This is a genomic window from Daejeonella sp. (genome assembly GCF_044232565.1).
Taxonomy (GTDB): Bacteria; Bacteroidota; Bacteroidia; order Sphingobacteriales; family Sphingobacteriaceae; genus Daejeonella.
Window position 1 is genome coordinate 1 of the sequence record NZ_JBIILQ010000005.1, and the last position, 23,593, is coordinate 23,593.

Genomic DNA, 23,593 nt, shown 5'->3' on the forward strand with positions numbered 1-23,593 from the left:
AAATCACCATCAGCCCCATATAAAATGGTTCCCGTAGAGTAAACTCTTGGTCCTACCATCGTTCCATTCTTCACCATATCGGCCTGACTGAATACCATTTCTGTATTGGCCGATGGGTCATGTGAAGTAGTTACTCCAAAAGCTAGATTGGCATAATAGCTCCAATCTTGCTGTGGTGAAACACCATCGTAACTTGCTCTCAAGTGGGCGTGAACATCAACAATTCCTGGCATTATAGTTTTTCCATTACCATCAATCACTTTAGCATCCCTTGGAACGGACACATTTGCTCCTACAGCAATAATTTTATTGTTTTCAATTACTATGGTGCCATTTTCTATAACTTCATCACCCTTCATTGTGATAATGCGGGCATTGATAATGGCTATTTTGCCCTCCGGTTTGTCGGATTTTAATTTAAGCCCCATTTCTATTCCCAAGGTATCTGCTGGATTTACCTTATCATTATTTCCACCAAGAAAAGCAAAAGACTGCTTAATATCTTTAGAGTAATAACGTGCTCCTAATATCCAGTTTAAGCGCTGTGAATCCTTACTCCAGTGGATATAAGTCCCGGCATCTTTACTCACCTTCGTTAATGGCAAGGACTTATTTCCTGCCGAAAGATCCAATGCCATCCCACTTGTTACCAATGGGGTAATATAAACATTGAAAAGTTCTGTAAAAGCTATCCATTTTCCATCAGGACTAGGGCTAAAAGCATTAGCATAAGTTGAAGTATAATGTGTAGTTATGTTTCCTCCATTAAGATCACTGCTTTTTAAAGCTTTTTTTCCTCCTTCAGAACTTTGGAAAAATATGCGCGTATCATCTAAGTTGAACATGGGTTTTATGCCATTATCTAGCACCTTTACTGGGTTTCCCCCCTGAGTTGGAATGACATAAACTCCTGGATTTTTACCAAATGGATATCCCAAAACATCATTCCCAACGCCTTTGCGAAAAATGATTTTATCGCCTTTGTTGGAGAATTTCGGACTGTAATAATAGCCCTTTTCTGTAGTAAGCTTTGTTAAAACGCTATCAGAAAGGTTTAGTTTCATGATTGAACCACGACTCTCGTCCTTCCAGCTCACAAAAATGAGTTGTTTACCATCGGGGCTGAATTCTGGTTCAAATTCAAACTCTGTACCATTAGAAATTCTAAAGGGCTTTCCGTTTGGCATTTCCTTCATATAAATATAACCTGCAGCATTAAATGCAACTTTTTTAGCATCTGGAGAGGTAGTTAATTGACGGATCATTTTTACATCAAATTCATCACTAAATACTTTTTGTTCAAAACGAAGTGCGTCTGCAATAGTTTGATTAACAGTGGCTTCAAATGGGATATCACTTAGATACTGACTTAATACTTCTAGCTTCTTGAACTTTCCTTGAGCATAAAAAATGATGTTTTTACTGTCTGGGGTCCATGCAAAATTTGGATAAGGCCCGAAAATTGCCCAGGCTTCCTGCATATCATGTGTTAGATTATCATAAACCGACCATTCTTCTCCTGTTTGAAGATCCTGAATAAATAATTCGGATTTTAAGCGAACTCTTCTAACAAAAGCTAAATATTTGCCGTCGGGCGAAATTTCCGGACGAATAGCGCCACCATCGCCACCAGCAATGGTTTCAATACTCCCAGTTTTACGGTCCAAACGACGGATATTATAAATTTCTCCATTTGGATCTTTGCTATACTGAAATAGGGGGCCCGGACTAACATCCTCTGAAAAATACACATATCGGCCATCAGGCGAAACTTCTGGTTCGCCTGCATCTTGTTGATCGTTCTTTCTTTTTGTAAGCTGAATCCCATCTCCGCCACCTGCAATATGGTACATCCACATTTCTCCAGCTCCTAATGATCTGCTGCTCGTAAAGTGCTTTCTTGCTATTAAATACTGGTTATCAGGTGTCCAAACAGCATTATTTAATAATCTGAAGGTCTCCTTTGTGATGGCTCTTTTTCCCGATCCATCAATGTTCATCACCCAAATATTATCGCCTCCATTTTTGTCGCTTGTAAAGGAAATTAATTTCCCATCGGGACTAAATCGTGGCTGGACTTCAGAAGCCATGCCTCCTGCAAGTAAAACAGCTTTTCCGCCAGTAATGGGCATTTTATAAATATCACCTAAAAGGTCGAAAACAATTTCTTGCCCATTGGGGCTCACATCTAGGTTCATCCATGTTCCTTCATTAGTTTCAAAAGTGAAGGATTTTGAGGGTCCTGTAGGTTTTTCTACATTCCATTTTGGCGAAGTTTGAGCATGTAGCTGAGTGCTCATGGCTAAGCCTAAAATAAATAATATCGATCTATTCATGAATTTGTTTTATTGAACCTGCAATTTAGCAATTATTCATAGTTTTGGAATTATCTAATTTCTTCTTTAAATCAATGGATTTAATTTTAAGCCAGGTAAAGCATTTTTCATGACGATTCACAGTATTCTTTACAAATATTGGGGCTATGATCAGTTTCGTCCGCTGCAGGAAGAAATCATTCAATCTGTTTTGGATGGAAGAGATACGCTTGCCCTTATGCCGACGGGTGGCGGAAAATCAATCTGTTTTCAAGTGCCAGCTCTTTTAAAACCTGGAATTTGTATCGTAGTGTCTCCTTTAATTGCTCTAATGAAAGATCAGGTTGAGAATTTGAATGAAAGGGGTATTAAAGCAATTGCCATCATTTCAGGAATGGGAAAAAGAGAGGTTGATATTGCTTTGGATAATTGCATTTATGGAGATGTTAAGTTTCTTTATGTATCACCGGAAAGACTTTTGTCGGATATTGTGCGAGTTCGTATAAGACATATGAATGTCAATTTAATTGCTATTGATGAGGCTCATTGTATTTCGCAATGGGGATATGATTTTAGACCACCTTATTTGCAATTGACTGAGCTTCGAGAAATTCATCCTGAAATTCCTGTTTTAGCACTCACTGCCACAGCTACAGAGCGTGTAGCTGCCGACATTCAAGAAAGGCTTAATTTTAAAAATGCGCAGGTATTTAGGAAATCCTTTGAACGTAAAAACTTAAGTTATCTAGTTTATAATGAAGAAAATAAACTTCGTAAATTATTTTCTATTGCTAAAAATGTGAATGGAACTGGAATTGTTTACGTAAGAAATAGAAGGGAGACTCAGGAGGTAGCAAGGCAGTTAAATATGCAAGGTATATCTGCTGATTTTTACCATGCGGGTTTAGATACGCCGTTAAGAATGAAAAAACAATCTGCCTGGAAAAAGTCTGAAGTTAAGATCATTGTTGCGACCAATGCCTTCGGAATGGGTATCGACAAAGCAGATGTTCGTTTTGTAGTACATTTAGATCTTCCAGAAAGTCTAGAAGCATATTACCAGGAAGCTGGCAGGGGAGGGCGTGATGAGAAAAAATCATATGCTGTTCTTCTGTATAATCAGGCCGATTTGCTTCAATTAAGTAGCAGATTAGAGCAGCAATACCCTTCAATAGCTGAAATAAAGCAGATTTATCACCATTTAGGAAATTATTATCAACTTGCTTATGGTGCAGCTGAAGGTCTTTCGCTTGAATTTGATATAGCCGATTTTTGTAATCGTTTTAAACTTGATCCCCATCGAACTTTACATGCCATAAAATTTCTGGAACGTGATGGATATATCGCCATGACAGAAACTGTATTTCTTCCTTCAAGGGTACAGGTTTTACTTGAATCGCAAGCTTTGTATCGCTTCCAAGTAGAGCAACCTGTTTATGACTCCTTCATTAAGGTTCTTTTGCGATCATATGGTGGTATTTTTGATCAACTTACAGGTATAAAAGAAAGCGATTTAGGAAAAAGATTAGGTATCAGTCGCGCAGAGGTAGTGAAAATCCTGCAAAAACTTCAAGAATTTGAACTTATTCAATATGTTGAACAAACAGACAAACCCCATTTGTTATTTGTTAAGGCCCGTGTTGATTCATCTCACCTTTTTATTAACAAAAAATATCATTTGGATAGATATCATATCCATAAAGCACAAGTTGATTCAATTATCAATTATGCCGTAAATAATGTGTGTAGAAGTCAGCAGCTTCTGCGCTATTTTAATGAATCCAATGCTCCAATTTGTGGCGTTTGTGATGTTTGTTTAGAAGCCAGAAAGACTGAAAAGAAAACTAATAATACAAAAATATTATCTGAAGTAATACTTGATAAATTGATAGGTAAATTTCTAACATTAAATGAATTAGTGAATTTAGTTTCTGAAGGAACTGAACTTGAAAAATTAAATGTCATTCGTATGCTTTTAGATGCAGGAACAATCAAAATAAATGGTGAGTACTATCATTTATAAAGCTGAGGATAAAACAGTTCATTAAATTCTTAATTCTTTTAGTTTGATATTTTTTCTTTTATTTGAAAAGGCTAAAAAATCAAATGCATTATAAATTTGATAAAAAATGTCTTTTTCACAAATGAGAAATAATAAATCTACCATAAAAGCATGGGCAATGTTTGATTGGTCAAACTCTGCATATAACCTGGTAATTACTTCGACTATCTTTCCCGCTTACTATACAATTATTACCACTACACAGCAAAATGGTGATAAAGTAATGTTTTTTGGTAGAGTATTTACTAATACAGCCCTTTCTAATTATGCGCTATCTATTGCCTATTTAATCATGGCTTTCGTTCTTCCTATTTTATCGTCTATTGCTGACTATCGCGGTAATAAAAAAGTCTTTATGAAGGCTTTTACATATTTAGGAAGTTTTGCCTGTGCAGGTTTATTCTTTTTTAAACTTGAAACATTGGAATTAGGAATAATTTGTTTCGGGCTTGCCGCGATAGGTTATATCGGTGGAATGATGTTCAATAATTCTTATCTCCCAGAAATTGCAAGTGTTGATCAACAAGATAGGGTAAGTGCTAAAGGTTATGCCTATGGCTATGTTGGAAGTGTTATTTTGCAGATTATTTGCTTTATTTTTGTCTTAAAACCTGAGTTTTTTGGTATTACAGATGCTTCCCTGCCAGCGCGATTATCTTTTTTACTAGTCGGTATTTGGTGGATTACCTTTTCACAAATTCCATTCAAGAAATTGCCCGCTGGGAGTCCCAATTTTGATAAAACGTCTAAGCTAAATGTTAAAAGCGGTTTTGAAGAGCTCTTAAAGGTTTGGCATCAACTTAAGGAAATGTATTTTCTAAAAAGATTTCTTTTAGCATTCTTTTTTTATTCAATGGGGGTTCAGACTATTATGCTGGTCGCAGCTGGCTTTGGTGAAAAGGTACTTAAGTTAGGAACATCAAAATTGATTGCAATTATTCTAATAATTCAGCTAGTAGCCATTGGAGGAGCCTTGATTATTTCGTATTTGGCCAAAAAATATGGAAATATTCAGGTAATTATAGCATTGGTAATTGTTTGGATTGCTATCTGTGCGGGTGCTTACCACATTGAAAATGAGCAGCAATTTTTTGCGCTTGCCGTAGTTGTAGGATTAGTTATGGGTGGGATTCAATCCATCTCAAGGTCCACCTATTCTAAGTTTTTACCCGAAAATACACCCGATACAGCATCTTTTTTCAGTTTTTATGATGTTACAGAGAAATTAGCCATCGTAATTGGTTTATTTAGCTTTGCTTATATTGAAGAATTTACTGGAAGTATGCGTAATTCGGCCTTAAGTTTAGCAAGTTTTTTTGTCATTGGATTAGTTGTTTTAATATCTATATTTTTTTTAAAGTCAGATTCTTCGTCTTCCCTAACAAAGGATTAGATTTTTTTTCTGAATTTAGCCCTGTATAAAATTAGTCTATGAACGTTGAATTATTTATCCCTTGTTTTATTGATCAGCTTTACCCCGAAACTGCCTTTAATACCGTTAAAATCCTTGAAAAAGCTGGATGCAAGGTAATCTATAATTCCGAGCAAACCTGTTGCGGTCAGCCAGCATATAATGCAGGTTTTTGGGAGGAAGCAAAGGCTGTTGGAGGAAAATTCTTACATACTTTTTCTGAAAATAATTTCATCGTTTCTCCATCTGCATCTTGTACCGGAATGGTAAAAAATTCATATAACGATCTGTTTACCAATACAGTAGTACATAATAAGTGTAGAGCAATCCAGAGTAATATTCATGAGTTGAGTGATTTCCTAGTCAATGTTTTAAAGAAAGACTATTTCGGCGCCGAATTGGAGGGTAGGGCGGTTTATCATGATTCTTGCGCCGGACTCAGAGAATGTAAAATAAAAGAAGAACCCAGACAATTATTGGGTAAGGTTCATGGCTTAGAGCTTGTTGAGATGAAGGATACAGATGTTTGCTGTGGTTTTGGAGGAACATTTGCGGTCAAGTTTGACGCTATTTCGAGTGCTATGGCAGAACAAAAAATAAATAATGCACTTGAAATGAAGGCCGATTATATTATTTCAACGGATTCCTCCTGTCTTTTAAATTTGCAAGCATACATCGATCAACATCAACTTTCAATAAAAACTATGCATTTAGCAGACGTATTGACTCATGGTTGGGGTAATGTTTAATTAAATAAAATAATTAGTTAAACTAATATCATTGTCCAATAAGGCGATTAATTTGAGTCTTTCTTATCATTATTCCCCTAAAAATTCTTAATTTTGCAATGAAATGAAGATCATTTTGTAGATGATCATTGGAATTATTATTAAGAACGTATAAATCATTTTTGTAGATGATCAAAATTACTCTTCCTGATGGTTCTGTTCGCGATTACGAACAGGGTATCACGGCCCATCAGATAGCACTTTCTATTTCTGAAGGTTTAGCAAGAAATGTATTGGCAGCCTTTGTAAACGGCGAAATTTGGGATTCGTCCCGTTCAATTGATAGCGATGCTTCTGTTAAATTATTAACCTGGAATGATCAGGAAGGAAAATCCACATTTTGGCATTCCTCGGCACATTTAATGGCTGAGGCATTAGAAGCCCTCTATCCGGGAACGAAATTTGGTATCGGACCCGCAATTGAAACTGGATTTTATTACGATGTTGATTTCGGTGATCGGGAGTTTTCCTCAGATAATTTCAAAGAAATTGAAGATAAAATCATTGAACTTGCCAAAGGAAAGTTAGATTTTTCCAGGAAATCAGTTTCTAAGTCGGATGCAGTTAAATATTTTACCGATAAGGACGATGAATATAAGTTAGATCTTATCAAGGATCTAGCAGATGGTTCTATTACATTTTATACGCAGGGAAACTTCACAGATCTTTGCCGCGGACCGCACATTCCCAATACAGGTTTTATCAAAGCTGTAAAATTGATGAATGTGGCTGGGGCTTATTGGAGAGGTGATGAGAGCAAAAAGCAGCTTACCCGTATTTATGGAGTTACTTATCCAAAACAAAGTGAGCTGACTGATTATCTTCATATGATTGAAGAAGCAAAGAAGCGTGATCACCGTAAATTAGGTAAAGAATTAGAGCTATTTGCTTTTTCTGACAAAGTAGGAATGGGCTTGCCATTATGGTTGCCAAAAGGTACTGCGCTTCGCGAAAAGCTTGTTAATTTTCTACAAAGAGCTCAGGCTAAGTCTGGATATGAGCAAGTTATCACACCCCATATTGGGCATAAGAATTTATACATAACTTCGGGACATTATGAAAAGTATGGTGCCGACTCCTTTCAGCCTATAAAAACTCCGCAAGAAGGAGAGGAGTTCTTCTTAAAACCGATGAATTGCCCTCATCATTGTGAAATTTATAAAACAAAACCACGTTCCTACAAGGATCTACCCGTTAGATATGCTGAATTTGGAACTGTATATCGTTATGAGCAAAGTGGCGAGCTTCATGGTTTAACACGAGTTAGAGGTTTTACTCAAGACGATGCCCATTTATTTTGTCGCCCAGACCAAGTAAAAGAAGAATTTAAAAAAGTAATTGATCTCGTTTTATATGTATTTAAAGCTTTGGGCTTTAATGAATATACTGCTCAGATCTCTTTGAGAGATCCTGAGAATAAGACTAAATATATTGGTTCAGATGAGAATTGGCAACTTGCTGAGTCGGCTATTATTGAGGCGGCAGAAGAAAAAGGATTGTCAACGATTGTTGAATTAGGAGAAGCTGCTTTTTACGGTCCGAAACTTGATTTCATGGTTAAAGACGCGCTAGGAAGAAAATGGCAATTAGGAACTATTCAAGTTGATTATAATTTACCTGAAAGGTTTGAGTTGGAGTATACTGGAAGCGATAATTTAAAACATCGTCCGGTTATGATTCATCGTGCACCTTTTGGCTCATTGGAGCGTTTTGTGGCTGTTTTAATCGAGCATTGCGCTGGCGAATTTCCATTATGGCTTAGTCCTGAACAATTTATAGTTTTGCCGATCTCCGAAAAATATGAGGATTATGCAAAAAAAGTTTTAGAATCGCTTAATAATTCCGATATTCGCGGGCTGATTGACTCTAGAGATGAGAAGATTGGACGTAAGATTCGTGATGCAGAAGTGAAGAAAATTCCGTTTATGCTCATTATTGGAGAGAAAGAAATGGAAGAAGGCACGGTTTCTGTTAGAAGACATGGCCAAGGAGATATAGGAAGTATGACGATGGAAGAGTTTAGTAATCAGTTAATTAAAGAAATTACAATTTAAATAAAAATATAATTTGGCATTAGGTAGACCAGGCTTTAATAGAGGACCACGCCCTCCGTTTAAAAAGAAAGAAGCAGAACATAAGATCAATGATTTGATTAGAGCACCTGAGGTGCGTCTGACTGGTGAAAACGTGGAAACAGGTATTTATCCTTTCAGAGAAGCTCTCGCTATGGCTATTGAGCAAGATTTGGATCTTGTTGAAATTTCTCCCAATGCAGTACCGCCAGTATGTAAGATTGTTGATTACAACAAGTTTATATACGAGCAGAAGAAAAAAATGAAGGAGATTAAGTCCAACGCAAAGCAAACGGTTATTAAAGAAATCCGTTTTGGACCTAATACCAGTGATCATGATTTTCAATTTAAATTGAAGCATGCCATCGGTTTCCTTGAAGGTGGTGAAAAGGTACGTGCATATGTTCACTTTAAAGGACGTGCAATTGTTTATAAGGAACAAGGAGAAATACTCTTATTGAAATTTGCTCAAGCATTGGAAGATGTAGGTAAAGTTGAGCAGTTACCAAAGTTGGAAGGTAAGCGGATGTTTTTAACCGTGGCGCCTAAAAATGCAGGTAAAAAGTAATTTGTTTTGTTGATTGCTTTTATGCTTTCAAGAAAAACAATTTTTAAATTGAATCATTGATAAATAAATAAATAGAGAGTTATGCCAAAAATGAAAACGTGTTCCAGTGCAAAAAAGCGATTTAAGCTTACTGGAACAGGTAAAATCAAAAGAAAGAACGCTTTTAAAAGTCACATCTTAACTAAGATGAGTAACAAACGTAAGCGTGCCTTGGGTCAGACAAGTTTAGTATCTGATGCAGATTCAGGCAACGTTAAGCGTATGCTTTGTATAGGCAAGTAATTAACCAATTAATTTAACCAGGTATCAGGTATTAAGTTCTAGTAGGGAACACCGCTTACCAAAAAACAAAACAACATGCCACGTTCGGTTAACGCAGTAGCGTCAAGAAGAAGAAGAAAAAAGGTCTTAAATTTAGCCAAAGGCTATTGGGGATCGAGAAGCAAGGTTTTTACCGTTGCTAAAAACACAGTCGAAAAAGGTTTGCAATATGCATACCGTGACCGTAAAAACAAGAAAAGAGAGTTTAGAGCTTTGTGGATTCAGCGTATCAATGCTGGTGCACGTCAGCATGGATTATCTTACTCTGCTTTAATGGGTAAATTAACTGCAAATGGAAATCAATTAAACCGTAAGGTTTTAGCTGATTTAGCTATGAATCACCCTGATGCATTTAAAGCTGTTATTGATACAGTAAAATAATCTTAAATATATTATTTGGAAAGGGAGCTTTTAGCTCCCTTTTTTTATGCCTAAATTTTTATAATTATACAGGGTTTCAATTAAAGAACGATTTTTGTGAATACACGGAGAATGTTTTTTCTCTCGAAGATCTTGTTGAATAACACATAAGAGAAATTTAAGCGGTTAATCATTTTTTTTAGCACCTAGGCTAATCAGTGAGAAAATAAATATGAATCCAAAAATCATCTCGACATTTACGTCACAGAATAGCGAATAGAAACATATCCTATTAGAAGGGAAAATAAAAAAATAAATCGAAGATTAAAAAGGAGAGAGGATTGCTTTACAGCAATATTTAAAAAATTTCGTCATTCCTATAAAAAAGGGAATGACGAAATTTGTAATTATTATTTTTCAAGTACTTTAGTAACTAAGGCAGCTGCTTCTTTTAGAAGAATAGCAGAGTAAACTTGAAGTCCTGATTCATCAATCAATTTTTTAGCTTCAACAGCGTTAGTTCCCTGTAAACGGACGATGATTGGCACTGGAATATTACCTATTTCTTTATAAGCATCAATTACACCTTGTGCAACACGATCACAACGCACAATACCACCAAAAATATTGATGAGGATAGCTTTAACGTTTGGATCTGACAAAATTATGTTAAATCCAGCTTTCACAGTTTCTGCATTCGCTGATCCACCTACGTCTAAGAAGTTTGCGGGCTCACCACCGGCAAGTTTGATGATATCCATAGTTGCCATTGCTAAACCAGCACCATTTACCATACAGCCTACATTTCCGTCGAGCTTTACATAGTTAAGGTTTGATTTACTAGCTTCAACTTCTGTAGGATCTTCTTCAGAGGTATCACGCATTGCTGCAAAATCTGGATGACGGAAAAGTGCATTATCGTCCAAATTCACCTTTGCATCTACTGCAAGAATTTTATTATCAGATGTTTTCAAAACTGGATTGATTTCAAACATCGATGAGTCGGTCGCTTCATATGCTTTGTACAATGCGGCTATAAACTTAGTCATGTCCTTAAAGGCATCTCCACTTAGACCTAGATTAAAAGCAATTTTACGGGTTTGAAAACCTTGTAAACCAACTTTTGGATCGATTTCTTCTTTAAATATTAGATGTGGAGTGTGCTCAGCCACTTCTTCAATGTCCATTCCACCTTCTGTAGAGTACATTATGATGTTGCGACCTTTTGAACGATCAAGTAAAACACTCACATAAAACTCCTTGGTTTCGCTCTCACCTGGGTAATAAACGTCTTGCGCTACTAATACCTTACTTACTAGTTTACCTTCCGGACCAGTTTGAGGGGTAATTAATTGCATTCCTAAAATTTGGCCTGATTTTTCTTTAACATCCTCTAGATTTTTAGCCAACTTAACACCACCACCTTTTCCTCGTCCGCCAGCATGAATTTGAGCCTTTATAACAACCCAGTCCGAATTATAATCTACTTTTAACTTCTTTGCTGCCTCAACAGCTTGCTCAACAGTATCGGCAACAATGCCTTCCTGTACCCTTACACCGAAGCTTTTTAAAATTGCTTTACCCTGATATTCGTGAATATTCATTTACTTGTTATTTGATGTAAAACTACGTTTTTATTGCAAACCTGAAAACAGCAAATGAAAAATTTTTGTTTTTTTTATTACATTATATTCTCTGCCAAACAATTCGCACCTTTGTACCACTACAATGTCTAAATTAATGCTTCAGGCTAAAGGAATTCAAAAATCTTACGGATCGTTACCCATTCTAAAAGGAGTGGATCTAGAGGTTAAAAAAGGCGAAATTATTGCTATAGTTGGAGCTTCAGGCGCCGGTAAGAGTACTTTTTTGCACATTATAGGTACACTTGACAGTCCAGATAATGGAAGTATCCTGTTGAATAATGTAGACATTAATTCTCTATCGCCGAAAAAGTTAAGTGCTTTTAGAAATGAGCAAATCGGATTTATTTTTCAATTTCACCATTTATTGCCCGAATTTACTGCACTAGAAAATATTTGTATTCCTGCTTTTATTGCTGGTAAGAGTAAAAAAGAGGCTGAAAATAGGGCATTTGAATTATTGGAAATGCTTGGACTCTCTGATCGTGCTAATCATAAACCCAATGAATTATCCGGTGGTGAGCAACAACGTGTCGCAGTAGCTAGGGCGATGGTTAATTATCCTGCTTTGATTCTTGCGGATGAACCCTCAGGGAATTTAGATTCAAATAATGCCGAAAATCTGCATCAATTGTTTGTTCATCTTCGGGATACACTACAACAAACATTTGTAATCGTTACCCACAATGAAAATTTGGCAAATCTAGCTGATCGGAAGGTGATGATGAAAGACGGACAGATAATTAATTATTAATAATATGTCTGCATTAATTACTTCGGCATCTGATTCTGCTGCATATCGTATCGCACGTCTTCTTAAGGATGAGAATCTTGTTTTTGGATCAATTGAGCAGATGCCTGATATAACTGGCAGCAAATTTATAAGGATTCCGCCAGCTAATTCACCAAGTTTTGCACACCAACTTTTAAAAACATGTATTGATCATCAAATTCATGAAATTTACCCCTTGATGAAGGATGAAATTATTGAACTGTCATCATCTACATTGCTTTTTGAAGAGTATGGTATTAAAATTAGAATTCCTTCTATCAATTCTATTCATTTTAACTTTTTAAGCCCAGCAACTACATTATCTAAATTAGTTGTTATTGTAGATGGACTGATAATTGCTGGAGATATTCCACCTACTAAAATTTCACAAATCCAGAAAGAAAATGGAGTTTTTCAGTGGAATACTATAAATGATAAAGTGATATTTAGTTTATTTTATATTTAAAATGTTGACCTATAGGGATTTAAATCCAAAATATAAAGCTTTTGTATTTTCATTAGATAATGTGTTATACCCAGAACAGGATTATTTACTTCAAGTTTATTATCTATTTTCCAATTTTATTGAATTTACTGAGGGTTCTCCTGTTGCGACAGACTTAATCGATTTCTTTAAAAATGCTTATTTAAAGCATGGAAGTGAAGGTATTTTTGATAGAGCCAAAGATGCATTTGGAATTGATGAAAAATATCGAGATAACTTCAACAGACTACATACTACAGCAAGATTGCCATTAAAGCTATTATTATATCCTAATGTGCTTAAACTTTTACAGGATATAATAGTTGATAGAAAGGAGATTATTATTCTTACAAATGGACTGCCTGAAATTCAAATTAATAAGATTATGCAAACGGAGTGGAATGGTCTTGAGAAATATTTAAAGGTTTATTACGTTAAGGAGATTGTTCCTGAACTGGAGTTGGATGCTATATCGTATATATTAAAACAATTAAATCTAAAAGAACATGAACTCTTAATTATTAGTTCCGAGGAAACTGACAAAGAATTTACAAATCCTATCACTCTAAATTATCTAAATATCAGTGAATTTATTTAATTTAAACAAATAATTTTTATAAATTTATTCAACCAATTAAACCATTGAAAACCATTAATATGCAATATAAACTAATTTTGAAGCCTCTTAATATTCTATTCGTTTTGTCGTTTGGAGTTTTAATTTTTGCTTCTGCCTGTAAAAAAGAGCCCAAGGTTAAACCCATCATTCCGGTAGTAACTACACCTATTGTTCCTCCTACTAGAGCTGAATTGACAAGGGATTCTATCTTTTTGTATTCAAAAGAAACTTATTTGTGGAATGATGGAATGCCAACATACGATCTTTTTAAACCTAGATCTTATGCAAACGATCAAGCTGTTTTAGATGCAATTATTAAATTACCTGGGACAAATAAGCCAACAGATAAATACTCATTTTTAGATGATGGTGGCGTTTCTACATCATTAGGTGGCGTTAGTGGTGATTTTGGGTTTTCAATTTTTTATAACAATTCTGAAGACCTTCGTATTAAATATGTTTCTCCTAATTCGCCAGCTGCAGCCACGGATTTGAAAAGAGGCTATCAAATTACAAGTATCAATGGTCGATCAGGTTCCGATTTAAGTTCGTCTGTGCAGGCTAATTTAACCTTTGTATCAGGTGCTGTGTTTGGCAGTGCAAATTCAGTTTCTTTAACCGTTAAAAAACCCGATGGAACTAGTCACAATCTAACTATAGTTAGAGGTTCTTATTCAAATAATCCAATATTTGCGACCAAGCTATTCACAGTTGGAAGTAAGAAAGTAGCCTATATTGTTTATAATAGCTTCACTACAAATTCTAGAGATGCTCTAAGAGCTGCCATAGCTAAATTTCATACTGATGGTGCAAGTGAATTGGTTGTTGATTTAAGATACAATGGTGGTGGTTCTGTAGCTACTGCTGAAGTCCTAACCAACTTAATAGCTCCTGCATCTGTAAGTGGACAGGTGATGTATACCACCTTTTGGACCAAAACTATGCAGGATGGAACTGCAAAAATATTAGCAAACCAACCTCTTCTTGATGCAAGTGGTAAATTGCAAACGTTTACTGGTGGAGTAAATGGAAAATGGGCTACCTATGCGGATATCGATTACAGGCCTAGTGTTGCTGCAGGAAACGTGGAAAATTTTGCAAAAGAGGGTAGTGCCAATTTTAAAAAGATATATTTCTTAGTGTTAAGTGGTACTGCATCTGCTAGCGAGTTGGTAATTAATAATTTACAGGGTGTAATGAATACTGATGTTAAATTGATTGGTCGTAAAACTTATGGTAAGCCTGTCGGATTTTTCGCGATAAATATCGATCAATTAGATCTTTATGTACCTCAGTTTGAAACCAAAAATCAAAAAAATGTGGGCGGTTATTATGCAGGATTAACTGTGGATAAAGATTTGTTTGATGATGTTACCAAAGATTTTGGAGATGAAAAAGAAACTCTTTTGGCGGCTGCTTTATCTTATTCTGAAAAAGGAACCTTCTCTGTAACTACTAAGGGTAATACTTTAAGTAGTCTTTCAGGAATGAGCCTAATTCAAGAAAGAGTATTGAATGAGGCGCTAGAGGATAGAAATTCATTCAACGGAATGGTTGATGATACACGTAAAAAGCTTAGAATAAAATAGCTTGGTGTTTTAAAATATTTAGCCGAGTATAAAAATCATTTATTTTATTCATTACAAATACTCCAGTTTAATAAACTGGAGTATTTTTTTTGTCCAATTCTGAGTCAGTTATTATTCTCCTGTTTTAGGACGATTTTAATAGCTTATTCAAAAATACGTTCGCAGTTAATTACCAAGAGTTGATCGTTAAATCCAGTGCAAAATAATAGGTATTCATCTCCACCATCTTTAATCTTTAGTTTTTTCTTCAACTCCTCAGGACTCAAACCAAAATTTCGGCAGATAATATTGGCTTTTTTTATTTCCTGTTCTTTTAAAAATTGACCAAAATTCCAAACTCGCTTTACCTTAAATTTTCTTCCTGGAAATGATTCCTTTAACTCATTGGATGTATATAAATGAGTATGTTGATGGAGCTTTCCGACTCCAAAGTCGCGGGTAATTAACTTAAAACATCCCGCCTTAAGAAGGGCAGTATCAGGCTCATAAATGTAGTTTAAAGGTTCAGAATAGTTAGAAATTGTATACTTTTTTTCTTCGGATAACTTAAAGCTATATACTTTCTTTTGATCACCTATTATAGCACAGGTAATTTTGGGGTCTTCACTTGTCTCGTGGTTATCAATCAGTATCAACAATTCTTTACATTCGTTTTTGATGCTGATTACATGAATTTCACTTACACTCTTTAATTCACGAATAGTCGATTGTAGGTCTAAAAGTGGTGCTGTTTTTATGAGAATATAATTCGAATGGTTTTTTAAAAGCTCCAAATTGCTAACGATATCAGGTTCGCAATCCTTTAGCAGAAATACTTTTTTTGACTCAACCCTTCGGGATGGATCAATGTAAATAGTGCTAAATTTTTTGTTCGATGAACGTAAGTATTCAATTCCGTCAGAAATAATATAATCTACTTTAACACCTAAAACCTCTGAATTGTATTTGGATATTTCAGAGAGTTCTTTATTCAGCTCGCAATGTGATACTGAATCTGCTTTAAGAGCAAAAAATAGACAGTCAACACCGAAGCCACCTGTTAAATCAATTATTTCATCGCCCTTAATTAATTCTGCTTTATATTTAGCAGCTATTTCTGATGATGCCTGCTCGATTGATAATTTGGGAGGGTAGTAAATCCCTTCCGAATTAAACCAAAGTGGAAGTTTAAATTCACATCTTTTTTTACTGTCTACTTGTTCCGCTAACTCCTTGGAGCTAAGCTCATTAAAAGGACTCTTTTTCAGAATGAGTCTGGGGATATCGTCTTGTAAATGCTCATTGATGAACTTTTGTACATCACTATGTAATATCCTTCTATTCAATGTCTTACTTCAAAATTATTTGTGCTGTATTGCGACTAAATTGTTCCATAATAATTGTTTTTCCGGAGCATATGGCATCTAAATTTTCTTTTTTAAAATGCCTAACTGTTAAAAGACTTAATTCTTGGTTGTATTTGCAATTGAATTTTTCTCTTAAAATATTCAAGAGCTTATTGAACTTACCCTCATCTTGATTAAAGCAAATGGATAAACTAAGTGCAGATCGTTGCATCATATTTAATTTGATGTTTGCTTGTGATATACATTGTAAAAGGTAAATAAGGATAGGCTCATCAATAAATGAAAAGTCTTTCGTGGAAATCGATAAAAGCATTTGATTATCTTTTACGATTATGGCAGCGATGTCTGTATTTAATTTTGCCAATGAATCAATGCGCGTACCCTCTTCTTCAGGAGAAAGGAAAGGTTTAACATAGAGAGGAACATTTGCATTTTGTAGAGGTTTGATTGTTTTTGGATGAATGACCGTTGCACCGTAATAAGCCATTTCTAAGGCTTCGGAATAGGGGAGCTCATCATATTTTTGAGCATTAGGAAATAATCTAGGATCTGCATTCATTATTCCGGGAACATCCTTCCAAACAGTAAGTGATTCGGCTTGTAAGCCCGAGGCAAAAATAGCGGCAGAATAATCAGAACCTTCACGACCTAATGTTGTACTAAAGTTTTCGGATGTTCCGCCGATAAACCCTTGTGTTACAACAAATTGTGTTTTTAAAATGTTTTTCAAAACGGGCATGCTTAATTGGGTTTTATTCAAATCAACAACACCTTCTCTATAAGTATTGTCGGTATGAATAAAATCTCTAGCATCTACCCATTTCGTATTAATTTCATTCTTGTTTAAATATGCTGCTACAATTCTACTCGAAAGGAACTCACCAATAGAAACTATTTGATCATAGTTGAAATCATAATTCGGATGGGGATCATCCTCGAGCATCCATTCAATTTCTACAAAAGTATTGGCTATTTCATCAAATACTGGGTGATTCTTGCTTTCAAACAGTTCAAGCATGACGCTTTCATGGAATTGCTTTATTGACGTAAGGATTTCTTGTGTATCCTCACTAGCTTCTACATATGCCTTGCAAAGTTTTTCAAGTGCATCGGTAGTTTTGCCCATGGCAGAAACAATTATTAAAATCTGTTCATTAGTATAGAAACTAATAATTTTTACCAGATTTTTAACCGATTCTGCATTAGAAACGGCAAATCCTCCAAATTTAAATACCTTTATCAAGTCCTTTTGTATAGTGTATTAACGTTAATGATTTGTTGTGTTTTTATGATAGCTTTATTAACTGGTCTTTAGAAAGAGCCACATTTAACCAACCACTATCAAAATCTGAATTGTATTTTTTGTAAAAATTAATTGCCGGTTCATTCCAGTCGAGAACTTGCCAGGTCATTCCTTTAAATTCTTTTTCTATAGCTTCTTCAATTAACCTATTAAATATCAATCTACCTATTCCTTTTCCTCGCATTTTTTCTGTTACCAGCAAATCTTCTAGGTACATTCTACAACCTTTCCAGGTAGAATAACGAATATAGTATAATCCAAATCCTTGAATAATCCCATTTTCTTCGGCTACAAAAGCTTTCCAAACAGCATTTTTACCAAATCCTGCATCTTGAAATTCTTCTATGCTAACGGTAACTTCTTTGGGCGCCTTTTCATAAGCAGCAAGCTCATGAATTAATTCTAACAATCTATGGCAATCTTCCTTTGCTGCAACCCTTATATTTATTTCCATTGATAATTAACCAAATTTTAGTTTATTATTTTTTTGCTTGACGAGCACCAAAAATAGTGCTTCCCAGTCTTATCATGGTGCTTCCCTTTTCAATTGCCAGTTTATAATCACCAGACATGCCCATTGAAATTTCTTTAAATGCAACATCCTTACTGAAAAATGTTTCTTTTAATCCTTTGAAGAATGTATTTAACTCATAAAATTCTTCGGCAGTAATTTTAGGATTATCTGTTAGAGTTGCAATTCCCATCACACCACAAATTCGAATATTTTTTAATTCCTTAAATTCATCAGACCGCAATAATTCAATTACTTCACCCAAATCCATCCCGAATTTAGTTTCCTCATCGGCAATTTCTAATTGAAGTAAGCAGTCAATTATTCGATTGTTTTTTAGTGCTTGTTTATTAATTTCTTGCAATAATTTTAAACTATCCACAGAATGAATCAAACTGATAAAAGGAGCAATATATTTCACTTTGTTGGTTTGTAGGTGCCCAATTAAATGCCATTCGATGTCTTTCGGGAGATTTTCATGCTTTTCTACTAATTCCTGAACCATGTTTTCGCCAAACAATCGTTGGCCGGCTTCATAAGCTTCAACAATGCTTTCAATGGGTTTCGTTTTAGAAACAGCAATTAGTTTGACATCGCTGTTTCCAATCTCTTTCTTTATGTTTGATATATTAGCTGCAATGCTCATTAATCTGTATTTTTGATTAAACTTTTGAAAGGTTAAACCTACGTGATACTATATTAAAATGCAATTTATTCTCGTTATTATATTCCAAATTAAAAATTGATATGAAAGTATTTCATTTATTGATTCTGTGTCTTTTATTTTTTACCGCTTGCACGGATAATAATTCGCCAAAAGACCTGATTGAAGAACAAAAAATGATCAATATTATGTCAGAACTGCATATAATTGATGGTTATATGTCTAGCTTAACGTACACTGATTCCATTCGTATTAATGGCAAGAATTTTTATAATACAGTTTATAAAAACAATGGCATTACTAAGTCTCAATATGAAAACAGTTTAAAACATTACAGTATGGATCCTGTGAAACTTGATAGCATGTATAGCGATGTTCAAAAGATACTCACAGCTAAAGAAAAAAAACTAAATAAAAACTCATTGAAGAAGAATCCTGAATTAATACAATGATCTATCCCAATAATGCCGCTGAAAAACTCGGTTTTCTAGATATTAAAGAATTAATCAAATCTTACTGCCTAAGTTCTATGGGACAGCAAATGGTTGATAAAATTCAGGTAATGACCAATTTTGATTATATCAATAAGTTTTTACGTCAGACGTATGAGTTTAAAAATATACTGCAAAATGATGCACCTCTGCCAATTCAGAATTTTTTCGATATAAAAAGCATGGTCGAAAAGGTTAGAATTGAGGGAACATACTTAACGGAGGATGAGTTTTTCAAGGTTTCTGCATCTCTAACTACTGTTTTTTCAGTTTTACAATATTTTGCAGATAGAGATGGCCAATATCCAAACCTTGAGGCTCTTTTTGAAAATCTTCCCATTGAGAAATCAATTATCCGTAAAATCGAACTTATCATTGATCCGAAAGGGAAAATTAAAAATAATGCTTCCCCAGAGTTAATGAAAATTAGCTCTGGAATTGCCAAGGCAGAGCTAGAGGCAAGGAAAAAAATTGATCAGGTATTTAAAAATGCACAGAATAATGGCTGGACAGCCGATGGTAATTTAACCGTAAGGGATGGACGCTTATGCATTCCCATTCTTTCTGAGAGCAAAAGAAAATTAAAAGGTTTTATTCATGACGAATCCGCCTCAGGCCAAACTGTCTTTTTGGAACCTGACGAAGTATTTCATTTGAATAATATTATTCGGGATCTTGAATTTGAAAAAAGGAGAGAAATTATAAAATTACTTGTTGCACTAACCAATGACTTAAGGCCATACGTGCCACTTTTGCTTTCCTACCATGGCTTACTCACAAAGCTTGATTTTGTTAGAGCTAAGGCACTTTTTGCCTTAAATATTGAAGCGGAAATGCCTATTTTGATTAAGGAAGCAGAAATTGAATTGATAAATGCCCGACATCCCTTATTGTATTTAAACTTTAAAAAAGAACAGCAAACGGTAGTACCCTTAAACATAAAAATTGAAGAAGAAGCACGCGTTATTGTAGTTTCCGGTCCAAATGCTGGTGGTAAATCTGTTTGCATGAAAACTGTGGGTTTACTTCAACTTATGGTTCAATCGGGATTATTAATACCTGTTGATGGACATTCAAGAGTTGGTGTTTTTAAACAGATTTTTGCAGATATAGGTGATGATCAATCTATTGAGAGCGATTTGAGTACTTATAGTGCTCATCTCTCAAAAATGAAGTACTTTATTGAGTTTGCTAACTCTAAAACACTTGTTTTAATTGATGAATTTGGAACAGGTACTGATCCACAATTTGGTGGACCTATTGCTGAAGCAGTTTTAGAAAATTTAAACAAGAAAAACGTGAGAGGAGTAGTAACCACCCACTATTCTAATTTAAAGACTTTTGCTAACTCTACACCGGGATTAGAAAATGCATCTATGCTATTCAATAATGAGAAGATGCAGCCACTTTACATTCTATCACTTGGTAAACCTGGAAGTTCCTATGCTTTTGAAATTGCTCAAAAAATCGGACTCAATGCAAGTGTTCTGGAGTCGGCAAGACGTAAAGTGGGTAATTATCAAAAGAAGGTAGATACCCTTCTCGTAGATCTTGAAAGAGATAAAAAAGATCTTATAGACGCAAGAACTTCGGTAGAGAAAAAAGAACAAAGGGTTAAAGCTTTGCTTATTGAAAATGAACAGCTAAAGACCTATTTAGAAGAAAATAAAAAGCATATTCTTAAAAATGCAAAGATTGAAGCTCAAAGCATTATAAAAAATGCCAATAAGCTTATTGAAAACACTATTTCTGAGATTAAGGAAAGTAAGGCTGATAAAGTTAAAACTCAAAATTTAAGGCAAAATCTTGAACAGGAGCTTAAAAAGCATGAAACTCAAGAAAAAAAAGTACAACAAACACAACTTGTTGAGGCATTGAAACAGGGCGACTGGGTTAAATTTCTTGATTCTGAAAACATCGGTCAGGTGATGGAAATTGCTCGTGATAATGTCATACTTGCTATGGGTGATCTCCGCTCTGTTGTTAAAATAAACAGGGTCGAAAAAGTGTCCAATAAATCTGTTCCTAAGGAGATTAGGAAATCTCATGGCGCAGATCTTACAGAAAGTTTCTCAACTTTTAAAACCGAAATTGATTTACGAGGAATGCGAGGCGATGAAGCACTTTATGAGATTGAAAAGTATCTAGATAGAGCAGTGATGCTTGGTTTATCTAATTTAAAAATTGTTCATGGAAAAGGAGATGGCATTTTGCGTAAACTTATACGCCAGTATTTGAAAAAGTATCAATCCGTTAGTCACATTGAAGATGAACATCCCGATAGAGGTGGAGATGGCATTACTTTTGTGTATCTCAAATAGAATTGTCTGCGCTTTAAATGGTTATTCAAATGTATGAATCATGGAAAAAAAGATTAAACTTTTGGGAATTATTATGCTCTTTACAATTCTGGCCTGTAAAAAATCTACTAGGTCGCCAGAAATTGTTAATCAAGAAACAGAAATTGAGATTCAAGTTTTAACACAAAACTTAACTTATCCATGGGAGCTTGTTTGGGGTCCAGACAATACACTTTGGATGACAGAAAAAGGAGGTCGGGTTAGTCGCGTGAATCCGTCAAATGGGCTTCTAGCTCCTCTCATTACTATTTCTGATGTAATTTCGAAGGGTGAAGGTGGCTTGTTAGGTATGGCTATACATCCAAATTTTTCAGTGAATCCCCATGTTTTTGTTGTTTATAATTATGATAAATCTGGAGTCTACACCGAAAAAATAGTCAGGTTCACTTACAGTGGTTCAACTTTAATTAATCCGATAATAATCTTAGATAATATTCCCGCTGCAAGCTACCACAATGGCTCACGTTTATTAATAAGTCTCGATTTAAAACTAATTGTTACTACTGGTGATGCTGGAAATACAATGTCATCTCAATCAATAAATTCATTGAGCGGTAAGGTTTTAAGGCTCAATCTTGATGGCTCAATACCAACAGACAATCCAATTTTAGGTAATCCCTTGTGGACCATAGGCCATAGAAATGCACAAGGATTGGTTTATGCCAATGGTAAACTTTATAGTTCTGAACATGGCCCTGATAAAGATGACGAAATTAACATCCTAATAAAAAACAGAAACTACGGGTGGCCAACCGTTAATGGTTTTTGTAATGAAAATGCAGAAATAGTATTTTGCAGCACGAATAATGTAGTGGAGCCTTTGATAAGCTGGACACCAACCCTTGCTGTGTCTGGAATGGATTTTTACGATAATGGCCCTATTACTCAGCTAAAAAAGTCCTTGATTTTAGCCACTCTTAAGGATCAAACCCTTTATCAACTGAAGCTAAATTCTGTTGGTGATAAAATTGAGGAGACAAAAGAATTGCTACGCGGGACTTATGGAAGGCTAAGGGATGTTTGTGTTGGTGCTGATGGAAAAATTTATGTAATAACAAGCAATGGTGCTAACGACAAACTCTTAGTACTAAGGGCTAAATAATATTTAATTATCCAAAGCTTTTGGTAATTTTGTTTATAACCAATTATCTATGATTCATAAAGTTGTTACGAATGCCGATGAGGCAATTCGAGATATTTCTAGTGGGATGACACTCATGCTAGGAGGTTTTGGCCTATGTGGTATACCAGAAAATTGCATTAACGCACTGGTTAAAAAAGGGGTTAATCAGCTAACTTGTATTTCAAATAATGCAGGTGTTGATGATTTTGGTATCGGACTAATGCTGCAAAACCGACAAGTTAAAAAGATGATATCGTCTTATGTGGGCGAAAATGCTGAGTTTGAGCGACAATTACTTAGTGGGGAATTGGAAGTCGAATTGGTTCCACAAGGCACCTTAGCAACTCGTTGTATGGCTACTGGATATGGTATGCCAGCTATTTTTACTCCTGCTGGAGTAGGAACGGAAGTAGCGATAGGTAAAGAAATAAGAAATTTTAATGGAAAGGATTATTTAATGGAAATGGCTTTTGAAGCTGATTTTGCTATTGTAAAGGCATGGAAAGGTGATACCGCTGGCAATCTTATATATCGGTCTACTGCTCGTAACTTCAATCCTATTATGGCTATGGCTGGAAAAATCACTATTGCCGAAGTGGAGGAATTAGTGGAAGTAGGTGAGTTGGATCCAGATCAAATTCATACTCCAGGAATATATGTTCACCGTATTTTTCAAGGCAATGATTATCAAAAAAGAATTGAACAAAGAACTGTCAGATCTAAATAAAATATTGGTAATGAACTAGTTATTCTATTTTTAAAAGCTTGTTTAAAAATATTTATAACATCCA

21 protein-coding genes are annotated in these 23,593 nt (G+C 35.0%); 15 read left to right on the forward strand and 6 right to left on the reverse strand.

Going from position 1 to position 23,593, the window contains the following annotated elements; all coding sequences use genetic code 11:
• Nucleotides 1–2,336, reverse strand: a 2,336-nt coding sequence (locus ACILQF_RS00730) for an amidohydrolase (protein ID WP_395625497.1), incomplete at its 3' end; no start/stop codon positions are given.
• A 109-nt stretch (nucleotides 2,337–2,445) separates the two neighbouring features.
• Here ACILQF_RS00730 and ACILQF_RS00735 point away from each other — a divergent pair.
• The 7 genes from ACILQF_RS00735 (at nucleotide 2,446) to rplT (ending at nucleotide 9,918) form a co-directional block, all read left to right on the forward strand.
• On the forward strand, nucleotides 2,446–4,338 hold the full coding sequence (locus ACILQF_RS00735; protein WP_395625498.1) for an ATP-dependent DNA helicase RecQ: 1,893 nt from the start codon (nucleotides 2,446–2,448) through the stop codon (nucleotides 4,336–4,338).
• Between the two features lie 121 nt (nucleotides 4,339–4,459).
• A complete protein-coding gene (locus ACILQF_RS00740; RefSeq protein WP_395625499.1) occupies nucleotides 4,460–5,770 on the forward strand; it encodes an MFS transporter in 1,311 nt (436 codons plus the stop codon).
• A gap of 38 nt (nucleotides 5,771–5,808) precedes the next feature.
• On the forward strand, nucleotides 5,809–6,537 hold the full coding sequence (locus ACILQF_RS00745; protein WP_395625500.1) for a (Fe-S)-binding protein: 729 nt from the start codon (nucleotides 5,809–5,811) through the stop codon (nucleotides 6,535–6,537).
• Nucleotides 6,538–6,704: 167 nt separating this feature from the next.
• Nucleotides 6,705–8,630: a threonine--tRNA ligase gene (gene thrS / locus ACILQF_RS00750; protein WP_395625501.1), complete on the forward strand. Its 1,926-nt coding sequence runs from the start codon at nucleotides 6,705–6,707 to the stop codon at nucleotides 8,628–8,630.
• A gap of 13 nt (nucleotides 8,631–8,643) precedes the next feature.
• Nucleotides 8,644–9,216, forward strand: coding sequence for a translation initiation factor IF-3 (gene infC / locus ACILQF_RS00755; protein WP_395625502.1), 573 nt, complete (start codon nucleotides 8,644–8,646; stop codon nucleotides 9,214–9,216).
• A gap of 81 nt (nucleotides 9,217–9,297) precedes the next feature.
• Entirely contained in the window at nucleotides 9,298–9,498 is a 201-nt protein-coding gene (gene rpmI, locus ACILQF_RS00760; protein ID WP_090705136.1) for a 50S ribosomal protein L35, read from the forward strand.
• Nucleotides 9,499–9,573: 75 nt separating this feature from the next.
• A complete protein-coding gene (rplT, locus tag ACILQF_RS00765; protein ID WP_090705134.1) occupies nucleotides 9,574–9,918 on the forward strand; it encodes a 50S ribosomal protein L20 in 345 nt (114 codons plus the stop codon).
• 389 nt (nucleotides 9,919–10,307) lie between these two features.
• Here the strand turns inward: rplT and sucC are convergent, their stop codons facing one another.
• A complete protein-coding gene (sucC, locus tag ACILQF_RS00770) occupies nucleotides 10,308–11,501 on the reverse strand; it encodes an ADP-forming succinate--CoA ligase subunit beta (protein ID WP_395625503.1) in 1,194 nt (397 codons plus the stop codon).
• Between the two features lie 136 nt (nucleotides 11,502–11,637).
• Between sucC and ACILQF_RS00775 the strand changes: the two genes are divergently transcribed.
• Genes ACILQF_RS00775 through ACILQF_RS00790 form a run of 4 tightly spaced genes read left to right on the forward strand, consistent with a single transcriptional unit; the run spans nucleotide 11,638 to nucleotide 15,004 of the window.
• Nucleotides 11,638–12,294, forward strand: coding sequence for an ABC transporter ATP-binding protein (locus tag ACILQF_RS00775; RefSeq protein WP_395625523.1), 657 nt, complete (start codon nucleotides 11,638–11,640; stop codon nucleotides 12,292–12,294).
• Between the two features lie 4 nt (nucleotides 12,295–12,298).
• Complete coding sequence (locus ACILQF_RS00780; RefSeq protein ID WP_395625504.1) at nucleotides 12,299–12,778, forward strand: hypothetical protein; 480 nt, start codon at nucleotides 12,299–12,301, stop codon at nucleotides 12,776–12,778.
• 1 nt (nucleotide 12,779) lies between these two features.
• The gene (locus ACILQF_RS00785) at nucleotides 12,780–13,394 is read left to right on the forward strand and encodes a hypothetical protein (RefSeq protein WP_395625505.1); all 615 of its coding nucleotides are present in this window, start codon (nucleotides 12,780–12,782) and stop codon (nucleotides 13,392–13,394) included.
• Between the two features lie 59 nt (nucleotides 13,395–13,453).
• Nucleotides 13,454–15,004: a S41 family peptidase gene (locus ACILQF_RS00790; RefSeq protein WP_395625506.1), complete on the forward strand. Its 1,551-nt coding sequence runs from the start codon at nucleotides 13,454–13,456 to the stop codon at nucleotides 15,002–15,004.
• 143 nt (nucleotides 15,005–15,147) lie between these two features.
• Here the strand turns inward: ACILQF_RS00790 and ACILQF_RS00795 are convergent, their stop codons facing one another.
• The 4 genes from ACILQF_RS00795 to ACILQF_RS00810 are packed head-to-tail and all read right to left on the reverse strand — an operon-like array spanning nucleotide 15,148 to nucleotide 18,810.
• Nucleotides 15,148–16,329, reverse strand: coding sequence for a hypothetical protein (locus ACILQF_RS00795; protein WP_395625507.1), 1,182 nt, complete (start codon nucleotides 16,327–16,329; stop codon nucleotides 15,148–15,150).
• Nucleotides 16,330–16,333: 4 nt separating this feature from the next.
• Entirely contained in the window at nucleotides 16,334–17,593 is a 1,260-nt protein-coding gene (locus ACILQF_RS00800) for an aspartate kinase (protein ID WP_395625508.1), read from the reverse strand.
• A 43-nt stretch (nucleotides 17,594–17,636) separates the two neighbouring features.
• Nucleotides 17,637–18,107: a GNAT family N-acetyltransferase gene (locus ACILQF_RS00805; RefSeq protein WP_395625509.1), complete on the reverse strand. Its 471-nt coding sequence runs from the start codon at nucleotides 18,105–18,107 to the stop codon at nucleotides 17,637–17,639.
• A gap of 25 nt (nucleotides 18,108–18,132) precedes the next feature.
• Complete coding sequence (locus ACILQF_RS00810) at nucleotides 18,133–18,810, reverse strand: YggS family pyridoxal phosphate-dependent enzyme (RefSeq protein WP_395625510.1); 678 nt, start codon at nucleotides 18,808–18,810, stop codon at nucleotides 18,133–18,135.
• A 101-nt stretch (nucleotides 18,811–18,911) separates the two neighbouring features.
• Here ACILQF_RS00810 and ACILQF_RS00815 point away from each other — a divergent pair, with 101 nt between their 5' ends.
• The 4 genes from ACILQF_RS00815 to ACILQF_RS00830 are packed head-to-tail and all read left to right on the forward strand — an operon-like array spanning nucleotide 18,912 to nucleotide 23,529.
• Nucleotides 18,912–19,280: a DUF4296 domain-containing protein gene (locus ACILQF_RS00815; RefSeq protein WP_395625511.1), complete on the forward strand. Its 369-nt coding sequence runs from the start codon at nucleotides 18,912–18,914 to the stop codon at nucleotides 19,278–19,280.
• Nucleotides 19,277–21,640 carry an endonuclease MutS2 gene (locus ACILQF_RS00820; protein ID WP_395625512.1) on the forward strand — a complete coding sequence of 788 codons (2,364 nt, stop codon included), beginning with the start codon at nucleotides 19,277–19,279 and terminating at the stop codon, nucleotides 21,638–21,640. Before ACILQF_RS00815 ends, ACILQF_RS00820 begins: the two co-directional genes overlap by 4 nt.
• 40 nt (nucleotides 21,641–21,680) lie before the next feature.
• Complete coding sequence (locus tag ACILQF_RS00825) at nucleotides 21,681–22,781, forward strand: PQQ-dependent sugar dehydrogenase (RefSeq protein WP_395625513.1); 1,101 nt, start codon at nucleotides 21,681–21,683, stop codon at nucleotides 22,779–22,781.
• Nucleotides 22,782–22,830: 49 nt separating this feature from the next.
• Complete coding sequence (locus ACILQF_RS00830; protein WP_395625514.1) at nucleotides 22,831–23,529, forward strand: CoA transferase subunit A; 699 nt, start codon at nucleotides 22,831–22,833, stop codon at nucleotides 23,527–23,529.
• The last annotated feature ends 64 nt before the right edge of the window (nucleotides 23,530–23,593 follow it).